Consider the following 12,275-nt stretch of genomic DNA (forward strand, 5'->3'; position numbering starts at 1 on the left):
CCGCCACGGCCGGGCTACGCGCTACATCGCCATCGTCAGAACGTCATGGGTAAAAATTGTGGCTCGGGTTGTCAAGACCAATTGGCTCCGATGCGTTGCGGTTTCCGTCTCAATGTGGCAGTGGCAGCGCCCCGACCGTGGGACGCCGTACAGGCCAGCCTGCCGCAGCCCAGGCCGGACATCATGACTGTTTCGATCAGATTTGCCGGGGTATGCCGCAAGAGTGCCGATTAAGACCTATCCGGCATGACACCAGACTGAGAAAGCCACAGTAGGCCGTACTCAGTCCGGGATGGCCCCGTCGCGCTCGGCCAGCCGGGTGTATTCCGACAGCGTGCGCGTGGGGCGGAAATAGAGGTCGCGCATCACGGGCTGCTGATGCGGCCCGACGATGCCAGCCAGCTCGGACAGCTTGACGGTTCCTTGCGCCGGCATTCCGATTCCCAGGTCGATGAGGCCCCAGGCGGTGTCGCCATCGGCGGGATCGAGCGCAGCCAGCAGCCAGGTCACATGCGCGTCCGGCGTGAACAGCCGCACCACGGGCACCGGGTCGATGGCCCGGCCAGCGGCGCGGGCCTCGCCGTTGGCGAGCAGTTGCGCGCGCTCCGGGACGGTGGCGAGTGGCTGGGGCATGGTCGGCAATCCCACAAATCCAATGATGCACGGATGCGGTTTCACGCCCAAGCGCAGAACCGCCAAACCGGATTTACGCCTTCGTGCGCAAGCGCGGATGCGCTTGCGTGGCTTTGCTGGAACCCGCCGATGCGGATTTCCGTAAAGGCACAAAAACGTAGAACACCAAATGAACACTATAGATTGTAGCTCTATAGGACGCAATGGGCTGTCATCTTGGTTTTTCGAGGGAAACCATAGGTGGCGGCTGGGAACTCATTGGCGAAGGCGTTGAAGACAGTTAGAAAGGCCCGTGGCTTGAGCCAGGAAGCCTTCTCTGACGTGTCCAGCCGTACCTATATGAGTACCCTCGAACGCGACCTGAAAAGCCCGACCTTGAACAAGCTGGCCGAGCTGTGCGAGGTGATGGAGATCCATCCGCTCACACTGCTGACGCTGGCCTATGCGGGCAATAGCCCGCACAAGGCCGACGAACTGCTGGCGCAGGTGCGCCAGGAGCTGGAGGCGGTGTTGAAGGAACGCGACGCGGCGAAGCCGCGCGCGTGACGTTGTGATGTGCTGCGACCAGCAGCACAGCGCCCCGCCGCGATGGGCGGGGCGCTGCGGCGGTCACGCCGCCTGGGGCTTGCTGCGCGACCAGATAAGGTCGTGCGTGCCGTCCTCGCCTTCGATCAGGCGGGCATAGACCGGAGCCGGGAACGAAGGATCGTCGAGGGTCACGGACAGGTAATCGCGCCCGGCCTCGCTTGTCTTCTTCCACGCCGCGCCGATGTCGTGGCCGGCGGCCTGGAGGCGGAAGTCGGGGGCGTTCTCGCTGCTGCCCTTGTCGTTGGGAACCAGCTTGGCCTTGACGTTGAGTGTCAGGGTGCGAAGCGTGCCGGTGAAGCCGTCTTTGTCTGCGGTGAAGGTGCCGATGTTGGCCATGATGTTTTCTCCTTTCGGTTGAACAAGGTTCGCGCCCATCGCGTCCTTGTTGTGATCCGGCCGGCAGGGGACGGGCTGGCCGCACCGCTTGCGGTCGAAACGCAGTGGAGAGCCGGGAGGCGAAAAGAATTTGCTGCGCGAGGAAGCCGTGCAGCGGCGGGGAAATTGTTTTCGCCGGACGGTTGCAGCCATGAAGCCCGAGGCGCAGCCGCGCCACCGCCAGGATTCACAACGAGACAAGGACGCCTTGGGTCGAACCGCTCCGAAAGGAGATAGGGCCTGCTCGGCATCCCCGCTCGAAGGCTTCTCCGGCTCGCCCGCTGACGCGGGCGAGGTCAACCCCGCAACGACAGGCGAGAACGCCTCCACCACACCTTGCGGCGCCGGTCTTGAGGCGTGGCGTGGAAGCTCCATAGCGATGCCGGGCGGGTTGTCCGTGAACCGTCCTTCGTGACGTGATGGGCAGGAACCGCCAGCGTTGAGGACGGCACGCACCTGCACAACCTGCCGCAGCAAGCGCCAGCGTGTTCGCCAGCGCCCCGTTCATCGCGGCGGGGCGCTGGACGGGCCGATCCGGCGCAGCCGGTTCGGCCACATCGAGGGGCGCCAAGCTGCGCGCGGCGGGGATAGCCCGCAGGGCTTTCCCCTGGAGGCAAGCGAAGCGCGCAGCGCCGCAGGCGCGAAGGCGTGAGCAACTGTCTTGAAAGTCAAGCCTCGCAAGCGCGCAGGCTCCATTCAATTGAAGCGTTTTGCCAATGATTCAATAAATGTTGTATTATCGAATCATGAACGAGACCCAAGCCATTTCCGCCCTCGGCGCCCTGGCCCATACCCAGCGGCTGCGCGTGTTCCGCGCCCTGGTGGTCGCCGGCCCCGAAGGGCTGACACCCAGCGTCCTCGCCGACCAGCTCGACGTGGCCCGCAACTCCCTGTCCTTCCACCTGAAAGAACTGGCCCATGCCGGCCTGGTCACCATCGAGCAGCAGGGCCGCAACCTGATCTACCGCGCCGACTTCACCAAGATGAATGGGCTGCTCGGCTATCTGACCGAGCACTGCTGCCAGGGCGGCGCGTGCGAGGTCACCGAATCCTCCTCTGCCTGTACTTCCTGCTGAAAGGATCACCCCCATGAAGCGCTTTCACGTCCACCTGCACGTCGATGACCTGAACCGCAGCATCGGCTTCTATTCCCAACTGTTCGCCGCGCAGCCCGCGCGCGTCGAAGGCGACTACGCCAAATGGATGCTCGAAGACCCGCCGGTCAACTTCGCCATCTCCACACGTGGCAACAAGCCGGGCATCGACCACCTGGGTATCCAGACCGACGATGCCGAGGAATTGGCGGTGCTGAAGGCCCGCGCCGAGGCGGCCGACATGACGCTGCTGGACGAGGGCACCACGACCTGCTGCTACGCGCGCAGCGAGAAGCACTGGATCACCGATCCGCAGGGCGTGGCCTGGGAGCACTTCCACACGCTGGGCAACATTCCGGTCTTTAACGAAGCGGCGCCTGCAGCGACTTCCGCCGCAGCGTGCTGTACCCCGGTGCGCGGCAAGCCGGTGGGCGTTGCGGTGAAGCCGGCTTCCTCCTGCTGCTGATGTGAGATACCCATGACCACCGACAAGACCTACAACGCCCTGTTCATCTGCACGGGTAACTCGGCCCGCTCCATCCTGGCCGAAGGCATCCTCAATGAATTGGGCCAGGGGCGCTTTCGCGCCTACTCGGCGGGCAGCCACCCCAAGGGCGAAGTCCACCCACTGGCGCTCGCCACGCTGGAGCGGCTGCACATGCCGACCGCCGGCTACCGCAGCAAGAACTGGGACGAGTTCGCGGCGCCCGGTGCGCCGGAGCTGGATTTCATCTTCACGGTCTGCGACAACGCCGCCGGCGAGGTCTGCCCCGTGTGGCCGGGACGCCCGATGTCGGCGCATTGGGGTGTGCCTGATCCCGCAGCCGTCGAGGGCACCGACGAACAGAAGCGCAAGGCATTCACGGATGCGGCGCTGACCTTGCGCCGGCGCATCGAGCTATTCCTGTCGCTGCCGATGCAACGCCTGGATGCCATGTCGCTGCAGCACGAGCTGCGCAGCATCGGCACGAAGTGAGGTCTGCGCGATGAGTGTTGGAACCCAAACGGCCAGCCGCGTGCCGGCCGCCCCCACCATGAGCGTCTTCGAGCGCTACCTGAGCGTGTGGGTACTGCTGTGCATCGTCGCCGGTATCGCGCTCGGCCAGTTCGCGCCCAGCGTGTTCCATGCCATCGGCCGCATGGAGATCGCGCAGGTCAACCTGCCGGTGGGCCTGCTGATCTGGGTGATGATCATTCCCATGCTGCTCAAGGTGGACTTCGGCGCTCTCGGCCAAGTCAAGCAGCATTGGCGCGGCATCGGCGTGACGCTGTTCGTCAACTGGGCCGTCAAACCCTTCTCGATGGCGCTACTCGCCTGGATCTTCATCCGCCAGGTCTTCGCGCAGTGGCTGCCCTCCGACCAGCTCGACAGCTATGTCGCGGGCCTGATCCTGCTGGCCGCCGCACCCTGCACGGCAATGGTGTTCGTCTGGAGCCGGCTGACCGGGGGCGATCCTGTGTTCACGCTGTCGCAGGTGGCGCTGAACGACACCATCATGGTCTTCGCCTTCGCCCCAATCGTGGGCCTGCTACTGGGCTTATCGTCCATTACGGTGCCGTGGGACACCTTACTGGTATCGGTCGGTCTGTACATCGTGATTCCGGTCATCCTGGCCCAGCTCTGGCGCCGCGCGTTGCTGAGCAAGGGCCAAGCCGCCTTCGACCGGGCGCTGGAGCGCATCGGCCCTCTGTCGATCGCGGCGCTGCTGCTCACGCTGGTGCTGCTGTTCGCCTTCCAGGGCGAGGCCATCATCCGCCAGCCGCTGGTGATCGCCATGTTGGCGGTGCCGATCCTGATCCAGGTGTTCTTCAACTCCGGGTTGGCCTACTGGCTCAACCGTCGGCTGGGCGAGCAGCACAACATTGCCTGTCCCTCGGCGCTGATTGGTGCCTCCAACTTCTTCGAGCTGGCCGTGGCCGCCGCCATCAGCCTGTTCGGCTTCCAGTCCGGCGCGGCGTTGGCCACCGTGGTCGGCGTGCTGATCGAGGTACCCGTGATGCTGCTGGTCGTGCGCGTGGTCAACCGCTCGCGCGGCTGGTACGAATGCGGCCCGAACTCCGCCACCCGATAACCAACCAGGTCACTCCCATGAGCACCGTCACGATCTACCACAATCCCGACTGCGGCACCTCGCGCAACGTGCTGGCCCTGATCCGCAACAGCGGCGAGGAGCCCACGGTCATCGAGTACCTGAAGACCCCGCCCGATCGGGCGACGCTGATGGTGCTGATCGCCGCAATGGGCGTATCGGCGCGCGCCGTGCTGCGCGAGAAAGGCACGCCCTATGCCGAACTGGGCCTGGGCGACCCGCAGTGGGGCGATGACCGGTTGATCGACTTCATGCTCCAGCATCCCATCCTCATCAACCGGCCCATTGTGGTCACGCCGCTGGGCACGCGCCTGTGCCGGCCTTCGGAGGCCGTGCTGGACATCCTGCCGCAGCCGCAGCGCGGCGCGTTCCGCAAGGAAGACGGCGAAGCCGTGGTGGATGCGGAGGGTCGCAGGGTCTGAGACCTCCCGCATAAGCGGCAGGCAATCTGAAGTGAGGCTGGTATTATCGAATTTCGTTATCGATATTCGATATGAAAGAGAAGCCTACTCCACGTGCCATGGAGCACCACGACCTGCTGTCGGGGCTGATCCGCCTGCATGTGCTGCACCACGCAGCCGAGCAGGAGATCTACGGGCAATGGATGATCGACGAGCTGGCCCACCACGGCTACCGCCTCTCCCCCGGAACGCTGTACCCGATGCTGCACAAGATGGAGCGCGACGGCTACCTCGTCTCCCGCCAGGAGCGTGAAGGGCGCACCGTGCGCAAGCTCTACACGATCACGCCCAAGGGCAAGGAAGGCTTGGCGCTGGCCAAGGACCGCATCCGGGAGTTCACCGGGGAGGCGATGCACAAATGACAGATTCCACCAACACCTTGCAGCATGAGGCCGCTGCCGCGCGCGGCTCACCCGTCGAAGTCTTCGGCGCCTTCCTCAAGCTGGGGCTGACCTCCTTCGGCGGGCCGATCGCGCATCTGGGCTATTTCCGCTCGGAGTTCGTCGAGCGTCGCCGCTGGCTGGATGACCGCAGCTACTCCGATCTGGTCGCCCTGTGCCAGTTCCTGCCGGGGCCGGCCAGCAGCCAGGTCGGTATGGCGCTGGGGTTGGGCCGCGCGGGCTGGCTGGGGCTGCTGGCGGCCTGGGCCGGATTCACCTTGCCATCGGCGATTGCGCTGATCCTGTTCGCCTTTGGCATCGCCGAGTACCAGGGGCTGGCCCAGTCCGGCTGGGTGCACGGGCTCAAGGTCGTCGCCGTGGCCATCGTGGCGCAAGCGGTCTGGGGGATGGCCAAGTCGTTGTGCCCGGACCGGCCGCGCGCCGCGCTGGCCATTCTGGCGGCGCTGCTGACCATGGTCCTGCCCTCGGCCGCGGGACAGCTTGCCGCCATCGCGGTGGCAGGGCTGCTGGGCTGGTGGACATTGAAGATCGCGCAACCCGGCGGCGGCCACGCCCACAGCTACCCCGTCTCGCGCAAGCTGGGCATCGTGGCGCTGCTGCTGTTTGCCGCACCGCTCGTCGGGCTGCCCCTGTGGGCGGCAGCCACGGACTCGTCCACGATAGCCCTGCTGGAAGGGGTGTACCGCTCCGGTGCACTGGTCTTCGGCGGTGGACACGTTGTGCTGCCGCTGCTGCAGGCCTCGGTGGTGCCCAGCGGCGTCGTGAGCAATGCCGACTTCCTGGCCGGCTACGGTGCGGCGCAGGCCGTGCCGGGGCCGCTGTTCACTTTCTCGGCCTACCTCGGCGCGGTCGCCCACGGACCGCTGCATGGCTGGATCGGCGGGCTGGCACTCCTGGGCACGATCTTCCTCCCCGCTTTTTTCATGCTGGTCGGTGCACTGCCGTTCTGGGAAGGGCTGCGCCACCGCGCGGGCATCCAGACGGCCATGGCCGGCATCAACGCCGGCGTGGTCGGTATTCTGGTGTCCGCCCTCTATGACCCGGTATGGACGAGTGCCATCCACAGCAAGGCGGATTTTGGGCTGGCGCTGCTCTCGTTCGGACTGCTGACGGTGGGGCGCGTGCCGCCGGCGCTCGTGGTGCTGTTAGCCGGGCTGGTGGGCTGGGTCATGGCGATGGGCGTCTGAATCTCATGTGGCACACCCTGACCATCCAGCTCCGACACGAAACCGCCGACGACATTGCCGCCATCGAAGCGGTCACGACCGCCGCCTTCGCTGATGCACCACACACCAGCCACACCGAGCAATTCATCGTGCGCGCCTTGCGTGCCGCCAACGAACTGACGCTTTCCATCGTGGCCGAAGAACATGGGCGCGTCGTCGGTCACGTCGCGCTGTCGCCAGTAACGATCACCCATGAGCACAGGCGAAAGACCGAGGGCTGGTATGGGTTGGGGCCGATCTCCGTCCTGCCGCCAAGGCAGGGGCGAGGCATCGGTTCGCGCCTGATGGAACAGGCGCTGTCTGAACTGCGGGCTATGCAGGCCGCAGGCTGCGTGCTGCTGGGAGATCCAACGTACTACACGCGCTTTGGCTTCCAGGCCCATGCGGGCTTGCAACTGCCGGGCGTGCCGCCCGGCTATTTCATGGCGCTGGCCCTGCATGGGACAGTGCCGGAAGGCATCGCGCACTACAGCGATGCCTTCAACGCCGCCGCCTGAGCCAGCGCGAAGGCGGCGGCGTTTTAATTCGGCTATTGGCCTTGAACACCGGGCGCGGCCACTGTCGCACCCGGATTTCGCGTCCACCGCGCCCAGGGCGGAACGGCCTGGGCGCGGTGCTGATCGCGGTTATTCCTTCGTCTCGATGCGCCACCACACAAAGCGAAGCGCCCCGGTCGAGGCCGGGGCGCTTGCCTTCGGCGCGGGTCAAGCGGCCAGTGCCTCGGCGGGTTCATCCGCCATTGCCTCGGTATCCTCCGGGGCGTCCTGCTCCGGGCCTTCTTCCTGCGCGGCCTCCTGCGGGCCTTCGGCCTTGAAGATGGCGGGCATCCAGCCGGTGCCATCGGCCAGCCGCTCGGCCTCGCTGGCAATGTCGGCCTTCTTGAGCTTCGCCAGCCGGGTGACGAATTCCGGTGCAAACGCGCCCACGGCATCCAGAATCACGGCCTTGGAAACGTGCTTGAAGTAGCCTTCTGCGGTCGGCTTCCACCATGCAGCCATGTCGAGGCCCACGGCCTGCGCCAGTTCCGCGCCGGGCTGGTGCGGCGTGGCGCGAGGCGTCACCACGTCCACCGTGGAAGCCACGCACACGGCCAGCAGCCGCACCAGTTCGTCTTGCGGCTTCGCCAGCAGCGCGGCGAATAGTTCGGCGTTGTCCTCCGGCAAGGCTTCACCGGCGACCTGTTGCAGTTCGCGCAGCGCCACGGCGGCGGGCGATTCCGGCCAGTCCGGGGCCATGCCTTCCAGTCGGTCTTGCACTTTCAGGCTCACGCCGAGCGGCAGGTCGTGGCCGTAGTGGCTTTCCTGCAAGACGGTCTGCACCATGCCATGCACCAGCGCGGCCAGCGCGACGTGCGGATGCCGTGCGACTTCGATTTGCAGCGCCGCCGTGCGATGGGCGCTCAACCACTGCGCCAGCCGGTCGGACAGGCTCGCGGCCTTGGGCGCGTCGTCGGCGTCCTCGTGCTCGTCGTTGGCGGCTTCGCCTTCGGTGCTGCCGAAACCGCGCCGCAGCTTTTCCAGCGTGCGCAGCGCCTTCGCCTCGGCTTCGCGCAGCAGGCCGCGATGAATGACGGCTTCGCCGTTGCGGTCGATGGTGACGATGGCACCGGCCACCTCGCGCACATCGGGGGCATAGCCGTGCAAGGCGTCCTCCGCGTCTTGCAGTTCGCCGACCACCTGATCGCGACGCTGTTCCAGCTTCTCGGCCTTGGCCTCGTCCTCGGCGTCGCAAGCTTCTTCCAGTTCGGCGTCGATCTTTTCGAGGCGGGTTTCCAGCGAGGCGATGCGGCGGGCCTCGCGGGTGGTCGGCTCGCGGCGGTGGCGCGGGGCGTTCTGGAACGCCTGCCGTTCCTCGTAGGCCAGATGCGGTACGGCCTCCACCCATGCCCAGCCCTCGGCGCGCACGTCCTCGGCCAGCGTTGCCAGCTTGTCGCGCACCAGCGTTTCCAGCACTGCGGTATCGGTGAGGTAGGTTCCGGCATCGCCTTCCGCGAACAGGTCGCGGCGGATGCCGCCGCCTGCCTGCTGGTAGGCGTCCAGCCCGACGAAGCGCACCAGCGCGTGCGTGGCGTCGATTTCGCGCTCGGTCAGGCGCTCGCGCAGCTTGGACGGGCTGCGCTGCCATTCCGGCGCACCATAGAACGCCGCTTCCTGCGCGGCGTGGTCATCGGTGATGGTCAAGGCCATCAACTGTTCCAGCGTCACGCCACCGGCCCGGTAGTCGGCCATGAGGCGCGGCGAGACGTTCGCCAGCTTCAAGCGGCGCTGCACCACCAGCGGGGACACGCCGAAGTCGGCGGCTATGTCCTCGATGGGTCGGCCTTCCTTGACCAGCGCGGCGAAGGCCGCGAACTGGTCGGCGGGGTGCATGTTCTCGCGCTGCACGTTCTCCGCGAGGCTGACGGTACGGGCGGACGCATCGGCCACCAGCAGGCACGGCACTTCGTAGTCGGTAGGGATGCGCATCTTCTTCGCCAGCAGCTTCAAGGCGGTCAGGCGGCGGTCGCCTGCCACCACCTCGTAAGCCTCGCCATCGGCGGAAAGGATGACGATCAGGTTTTGCAGCAGGCCGATGCGGGCAATGCTCGCGGCCAGTTCGGGGATGGACTGGCGCGGGGTCGTGCGGACGTTGCGCTTGGAGCGGCGCGGCAACAGTTGCGACAACGGAACCAAGATCAGGTTCTTGGCCGGGTCGGCCACTTCCAGCGGTGAGGCGGCTTCGATGGCGACGGCTTCGGTTTTGAGTACGGCGTTCATGGTGATTTCTCCTAGCGGTGGGATGCAGCAGCGAGAGAAGCGGCAAGGGCTGCTGCCTGCCCCTGCCGCGTGGGGATTCAGGCTTTCAACTGGCGCAGGCCATCGGCCAGCAGCCACAGGGCGCGATTCAGGCGCACGCTTTGGTCGATGCCCTGCACGGGCCGGGTGGTCTGGCGGCGGCCATTCGCTGCGCGGGCGGACAGGCCGCCTTTGGTCAAGTTCTCCTGCGTGCGGTTGAACACGCTCCACAGGTCGCGGCGGTCGTCGTCGTGGCGGCGCGGCATCAGGATTTGCGATTCCGTGATGGGCGCGGGCTTGTCCTCGTCGTACTTCAACGCCAGCGCAGCACGGGCGAACACTTCCGATTCCCCGGCGTCCAGCGTGATGGCGCGCATGGCATCGCGCGATTCCTGCGCCCGGTCGAAGCCGTGCAGGACTTCGTAAGCGCCTTCGATGACGTGGGCTGCTACGTCGCCCTTGTGCGGCACGCGCACGTCGGCCACGGTGTCGCCGCAGACAAGGCCATTGCTGCAAACGAAGCGAAACATCCCGGCCAGCATCTGATAGCTGCTGGTGCCGTCATGGGAGTTCAGCAGGATGATTTCGTTGGCCTCGCGTCCGTTGATCTGGCTGGCATGGCGCAGCCGGATCATGTGCTTGGTGTAGTCGCGGCGGTCGTCGTGGCGCACGCGGGTTTGCGTCACCATGAAGGGCTCGAAGCCTTCCCCGCGCAGTTCTTGCAGCACGGTTGCGGTGGGGATGTAGCTGTACCGCTCGGAGCGGCTTTCGTGCGGTGCCTCCGCGAAGATGGACGGGGCCACGGCCCGGATTTGGTCATCCGACAAGGGACGTTCCGAACGCAGCACCGGGGAACGGGAAGCGAAGCGGGATGCGATTTGCATAGCATTTCTCCTGACAAAGAAAAAAGGTTTGCTGTTCACCGCATACCGGATTCCTAGATTCGGAAGCCCAGCCTTTCGGCTGTTCGGTGCGGTCGGCACGAGGAACCCGGTTGGCCCTGTTGCCACCGTCTTTCCTGAGTTCATCGCCCGCGACGGTCAGGAGCGCGCGGACGGGGGCCGTCAAGGAGGCAAGCGCAGGGTGGGTGCGGCCCGCAGGCGCAGCCGAGGACACGGCCCTGCGCGCCTTGACGGCACACGGCCGCGGGCTACAGTCGCGGTGAAGGTGATGAAGTCAGGGGAGACGGCTGGACATGGCCACGGCCCCTCAATACGCCGACCGCACGGCAAGCGAAGCGCGCAGGCCCGGATCTAGGAATCCGGGCCGGAGGCGTCAGCCGAGCGGAGCGAGGGAACGATGGAAGCCCGAAGGGGGCGAGACTCGCGTAGCGAGGCTCGATGCGCAGCACGACAGCGCGACCGGCCATGTTTCTTGGCCGGGGACGCACGACTGTCCTACGATCCCTCTATGGAGGAAACCATCATCAACAACGACGATCGTTTGGAGCACATGCTCCACCGCTCCAATGCCTTGCACGAACGTCTGGATGAACTACTGGGCGACGCCGATTTCGATGGATCGCCCCGTGGCGAGTCAGCTCTTGGCATGTGCCTGGTCGCTATGGAGCATGCAACAGCGATGCGAGCATTGATGGCGCTGCGACTACCCTCGTCCGCCGTCGGCCTCATGCGCCTGCAGTTCGAGGCCCTGACGCGGGCAATGTGGCTGCTCTACGCAGCCAGCGACGCAGCGATCGACAAGCTGCTGGCGCCACTGACGCTGCAGAGCGAACAGGCGGCCAAGAACTTGCCTGGCGCCAGCGAAATGATTGAGCAGATCGGCAAGCGAGTCGGACAAGGCGCGCCGGCGGCTGCGCACCAAATGCTTTCGCATTTCAAGGATGTGACCTGGCACGGCATGAACTCGTTCGTGCATGGCGGCATTCATCCACTGCGGCGCAGTGCCGACGGCTTCCCGGTCGATCTTGCGCTACAGGTACTGCGCAGCTCGAACGGTCTGACGACCATGACCGGCATGACGATGGCAGTCCTCACCGGCGACGAGGCCGTGGCCAAGCCCGTGAGTAAGATCCAGCCGGCATTCGCCGACTGCCTGCCGGATCTCCTGAAACCTTGAACGAGGCATCTTGCGACGCCCCGCGCGAAATCATTCGATGATCCGCCCGGCCAGCCGCGCATCGCGCGCATAGGCACTCAGGCGCTTCTCGGCACGGAAGTGCAGATCGCGTTCGACCGGCAACCCGAGCCGCCCGCGCACGGCCGCCAGCTCCTGCAGGCTGACCCAGCCGATTTCCGGCATCCCCAGGCCCAAATCGCACAGCCCAAAGGCGTGGTCGTGGTCATCGGGATCAATCTCGGTCAGCAGCCAGGTCGCGCCGGCGTCCGGCGTGAACAGCTTGACCACGGGGGCCGGATCGAAGTCCGGGTTCTCCAAGGATTCGCGGCCGTTGGCCAGCAACACGATGCGCTGCTCGTCGGTGATGAGTGCGTTGTTCATGGTGAACTCCTGAAAGGAAGCCGGGCGGAATTGCCCGACCCTTCCGGGGCACGGCGCAGCGCAAGCAGTCAGGGGTCAACGACGGCCGCCAGGACGCAAGCGCCATCGGCGCGCAGCCCTTGACGGCGAGAACGCCGTGGCACGATGAAGGGAACAGCAAGACCGCCTCCCTC

Annotated in this window: 15 protein-coding genes; 10 read left to right on the forward strand and 5 right to left on the reverse strand. The window is 66.0% G+C overall.

Annotated features, from left to right (window positions below):
* Nucleotides 1–282: 282 nt before the first annotated feature.
* Nucleotides 283–633, reverse strand: a complete 351-nt coding sequence (locus ALIDE2_RS07985; RefSeq protein WP_015014849.1) for a DUF2958 domain-containing protein — start codon at nucleotides 631–633, stop codon at nucleotides 283–285.
* A gap of 240 nt (nucleotides 634–873) precedes the next feature.
* On the opposite strand from ALIDE2_RS07985, the gene ALIDE2_RS07990 reads away from it, so the two are divergent.
* Entirely contained in the window at nucleotides 874–1,179 is a 306-nt protein-coding gene (locus ALIDE2_RS07990; RefSeq protein WP_013721774.1) for a helix-turn-helix domain-containing protein, read from the forward strand.
* Between the two features lie 63 nt (nucleotides 1,180–1,242).
* On the opposite strand, the gene ALIDE2_RS07995 is transcribed toward ALIDE2_RS07990, so the two are convergent.
* Nucleotides 1,243–1,557: a DUF736 domain-containing protein gene (locus ALIDE2_RS07995; protein ID WP_015014848.1), complete on the reverse strand. Its 315-nt coding sequence runs from the start codon at nucleotides 1,555–1,557 to the stop codon at nucleotides 1,243–1,245.
* 785 nt (nucleotides 1,558–2,342) lie between these two features.
* Between ALIDE2_RS07995 and ALIDE2_RS08000 the strand changes: the two genes are divergently transcribed.
* From ALIDE2_RS08000 to ALIDE2_RS08035, 8 genes are all read left to right on the forward strand, one after another.
* Complete coding sequence (locus ALIDE2_RS08000) at nucleotides 2,343–2,672, forward strand: ArsR/SmtB family transcription factor (RefSeq protein WP_013721776.1); 330 nt, start codon at nucleotides 2,343–2,345, stop codon at nucleotides 2,670–2,672.
* Nucleotides 2,673–2,685: 13 nt separating this feature from the next.
* Nucleotides 2,686–3,156, forward strand: a complete 471-nt coding sequence (locus ALIDE2_RS08005; RefSeq protein WP_003107243.1) for an ArsI/CadI family heavy metal resistance metalloenzyme — start codon at nucleotides 2,686–2,688, stop codon at nucleotides 3,154–3,156.
* A 12-nt stretch (nucleotides 3,157–3,168) separates the two neighbouring features.
* On the forward strand, nucleotides 3,169–3,666 hold the full coding sequence (locus ALIDE2_RS08010; protein ID WP_013721777.1) for an arsenate reductase ArsC: 498 nt from the start codon (nucleotides 3,169–3,171) through the stop codon (nucleotides 3,664–3,666).
* A 10-nt stretch (nucleotides 3,667–3,676) separates the two neighbouring features.
* Nucleotides 3,677–4,762 carry an ACR3 family arsenite efflux transporter gene (gene arsB / locus ALIDE2_RS08015; RefSeq protein WP_013721778.1) on the forward strand — a complete coding sequence of 362 codons (1,086 nt, stop codon included), beginning with the start codon at nucleotides 3,677–3,679 and terminating at the stop codon, nucleotides 4,760–4,762.
* A 17-nt stretch (nucleotides 4,763–4,779) separates the two neighbouring features.
* Nucleotides 4,780–5,202, forward strand: a complete 423-nt coding sequence (gene arsC, locus ALIDE2_RS08020; RefSeq protein WP_013721779.1) for an arsenate reductase (glutaredoxin) — start codon at nucleotides 4,780–4,782, stop codon at nucleotides 5,200–5,202.
* 71 nt (nucleotides 5,203–5,273) lie between these two features.
* Nucleotides 5,274–5,603 carry a PadR family transcriptional regulator gene (locus tag ALIDE2_RS08025; protein WP_015014846.1) on the forward strand — a complete coding sequence of 110 codons (330 nt, stop codon included), beginning with the start codon at nucleotides 5,274–5,276 and terminating at the stop codon, nucleotides 5,601–5,603.
* On the forward strand, nucleotides 5,600–6,829 hold the full coding sequence (chrA, locus tag ALIDE2_RS08030; protein WP_003107233.1) for a chromate efflux transporter: 1,230 nt from the start codon (nucleotides 5,600–5,602) through the stop codon (nucleotides 6,827–6,829). Before ALIDE2_RS08025 ends, chrA begins: the two co-directional genes overlap by 4 nt.
* A 17-nt stretch (nucleotides 6,830–6,846) precedes the next feature.
* On the forward strand, nucleotides 6,847–7,365 hold the full coding sequence (locus tag ALIDE2_RS08035) for a GNAT family N-acetyltransferase (RefSeq protein WP_023980163.1): 519 nt from the start codon (nucleotides 6,847–6,849) through the stop codon (nucleotides 7,363–7,365).
* A gap of 207 nt (nucleotides 7,366–7,572) precedes the next feature.
* Here ALIDE2_RS08035 and ALIDE2_RS08040 read toward each other — a convergent pair whose 3' ends face one another.
* The gene (locus ALIDE2_RS08040; RefSeq protein ID WP_013721780.1) at nucleotides 7,573–9,624 is read right to left on the reverse strand and encodes a ParB/RepB/Spo0J family partition protein; all 2,052 of its coding nucleotides are present in this window, start codon (nucleotides 9,622–9,624) and stop codon (nucleotides 7,573–7,575) included.
* 77 nt (nucleotides 9,625–9,701) lie between these two features.
* The gene (locus tag ALIDE2_RS08045; protein WP_013721781.1) at nucleotides 9,702–10,526 is read right to left on the reverse strand and encodes a DUF932 domain-containing protein; all 825 of its coding nucleotides are present in this window, start codon (nucleotides 10,524–10,526) and stop codon (nucleotides 9,702–9,704) included.
* Between the two features lie 526 nt (nucleotides 10,527–11,052).
* Here ALIDE2_RS08045 and ALIDE2_RS08050 point away from each other — a divergent pair.
* The gene (locus ALIDE2_RS08050) at nucleotides 11,053–11,721 is read left to right on the forward strand and encodes a DUF6988 family protein (protein ID WP_013721782.1); all 669 of its coding nucleotides are present in this window, start codon (nucleotides 11,053–11,055) and stop codon (nucleotides 11,719–11,721) included.
* A 30-nt stretch (nucleotides 11,722–11,751) separates the two neighbouring features.
* Here ALIDE2_RS08050 and ALIDE2_RS08055 read toward each other — a convergent pair whose 3' ends face one another.
* Entirely contained in the window at nucleotides 11,752–12,102 is a 351-nt protein-coding gene (locus tag ALIDE2_RS08055; protein WP_013721783.1) for a DUF2958 domain-containing protein, read from the reverse strand.
* Nucleotides 12,103–12,275: the final 173 nt, after the last annotated feature.

Origin of the sequence: Alicycliphilus denitrificans K601, from assembly GCF_000204645.1 — a bacterium.
Lineage (GTDB): Bacteria > Pseudomonadota > Gammaproteobacteria > Burkholderiales > Burkholderiaceae_C > Alicycliphilus > Alicycliphilus denitrificans.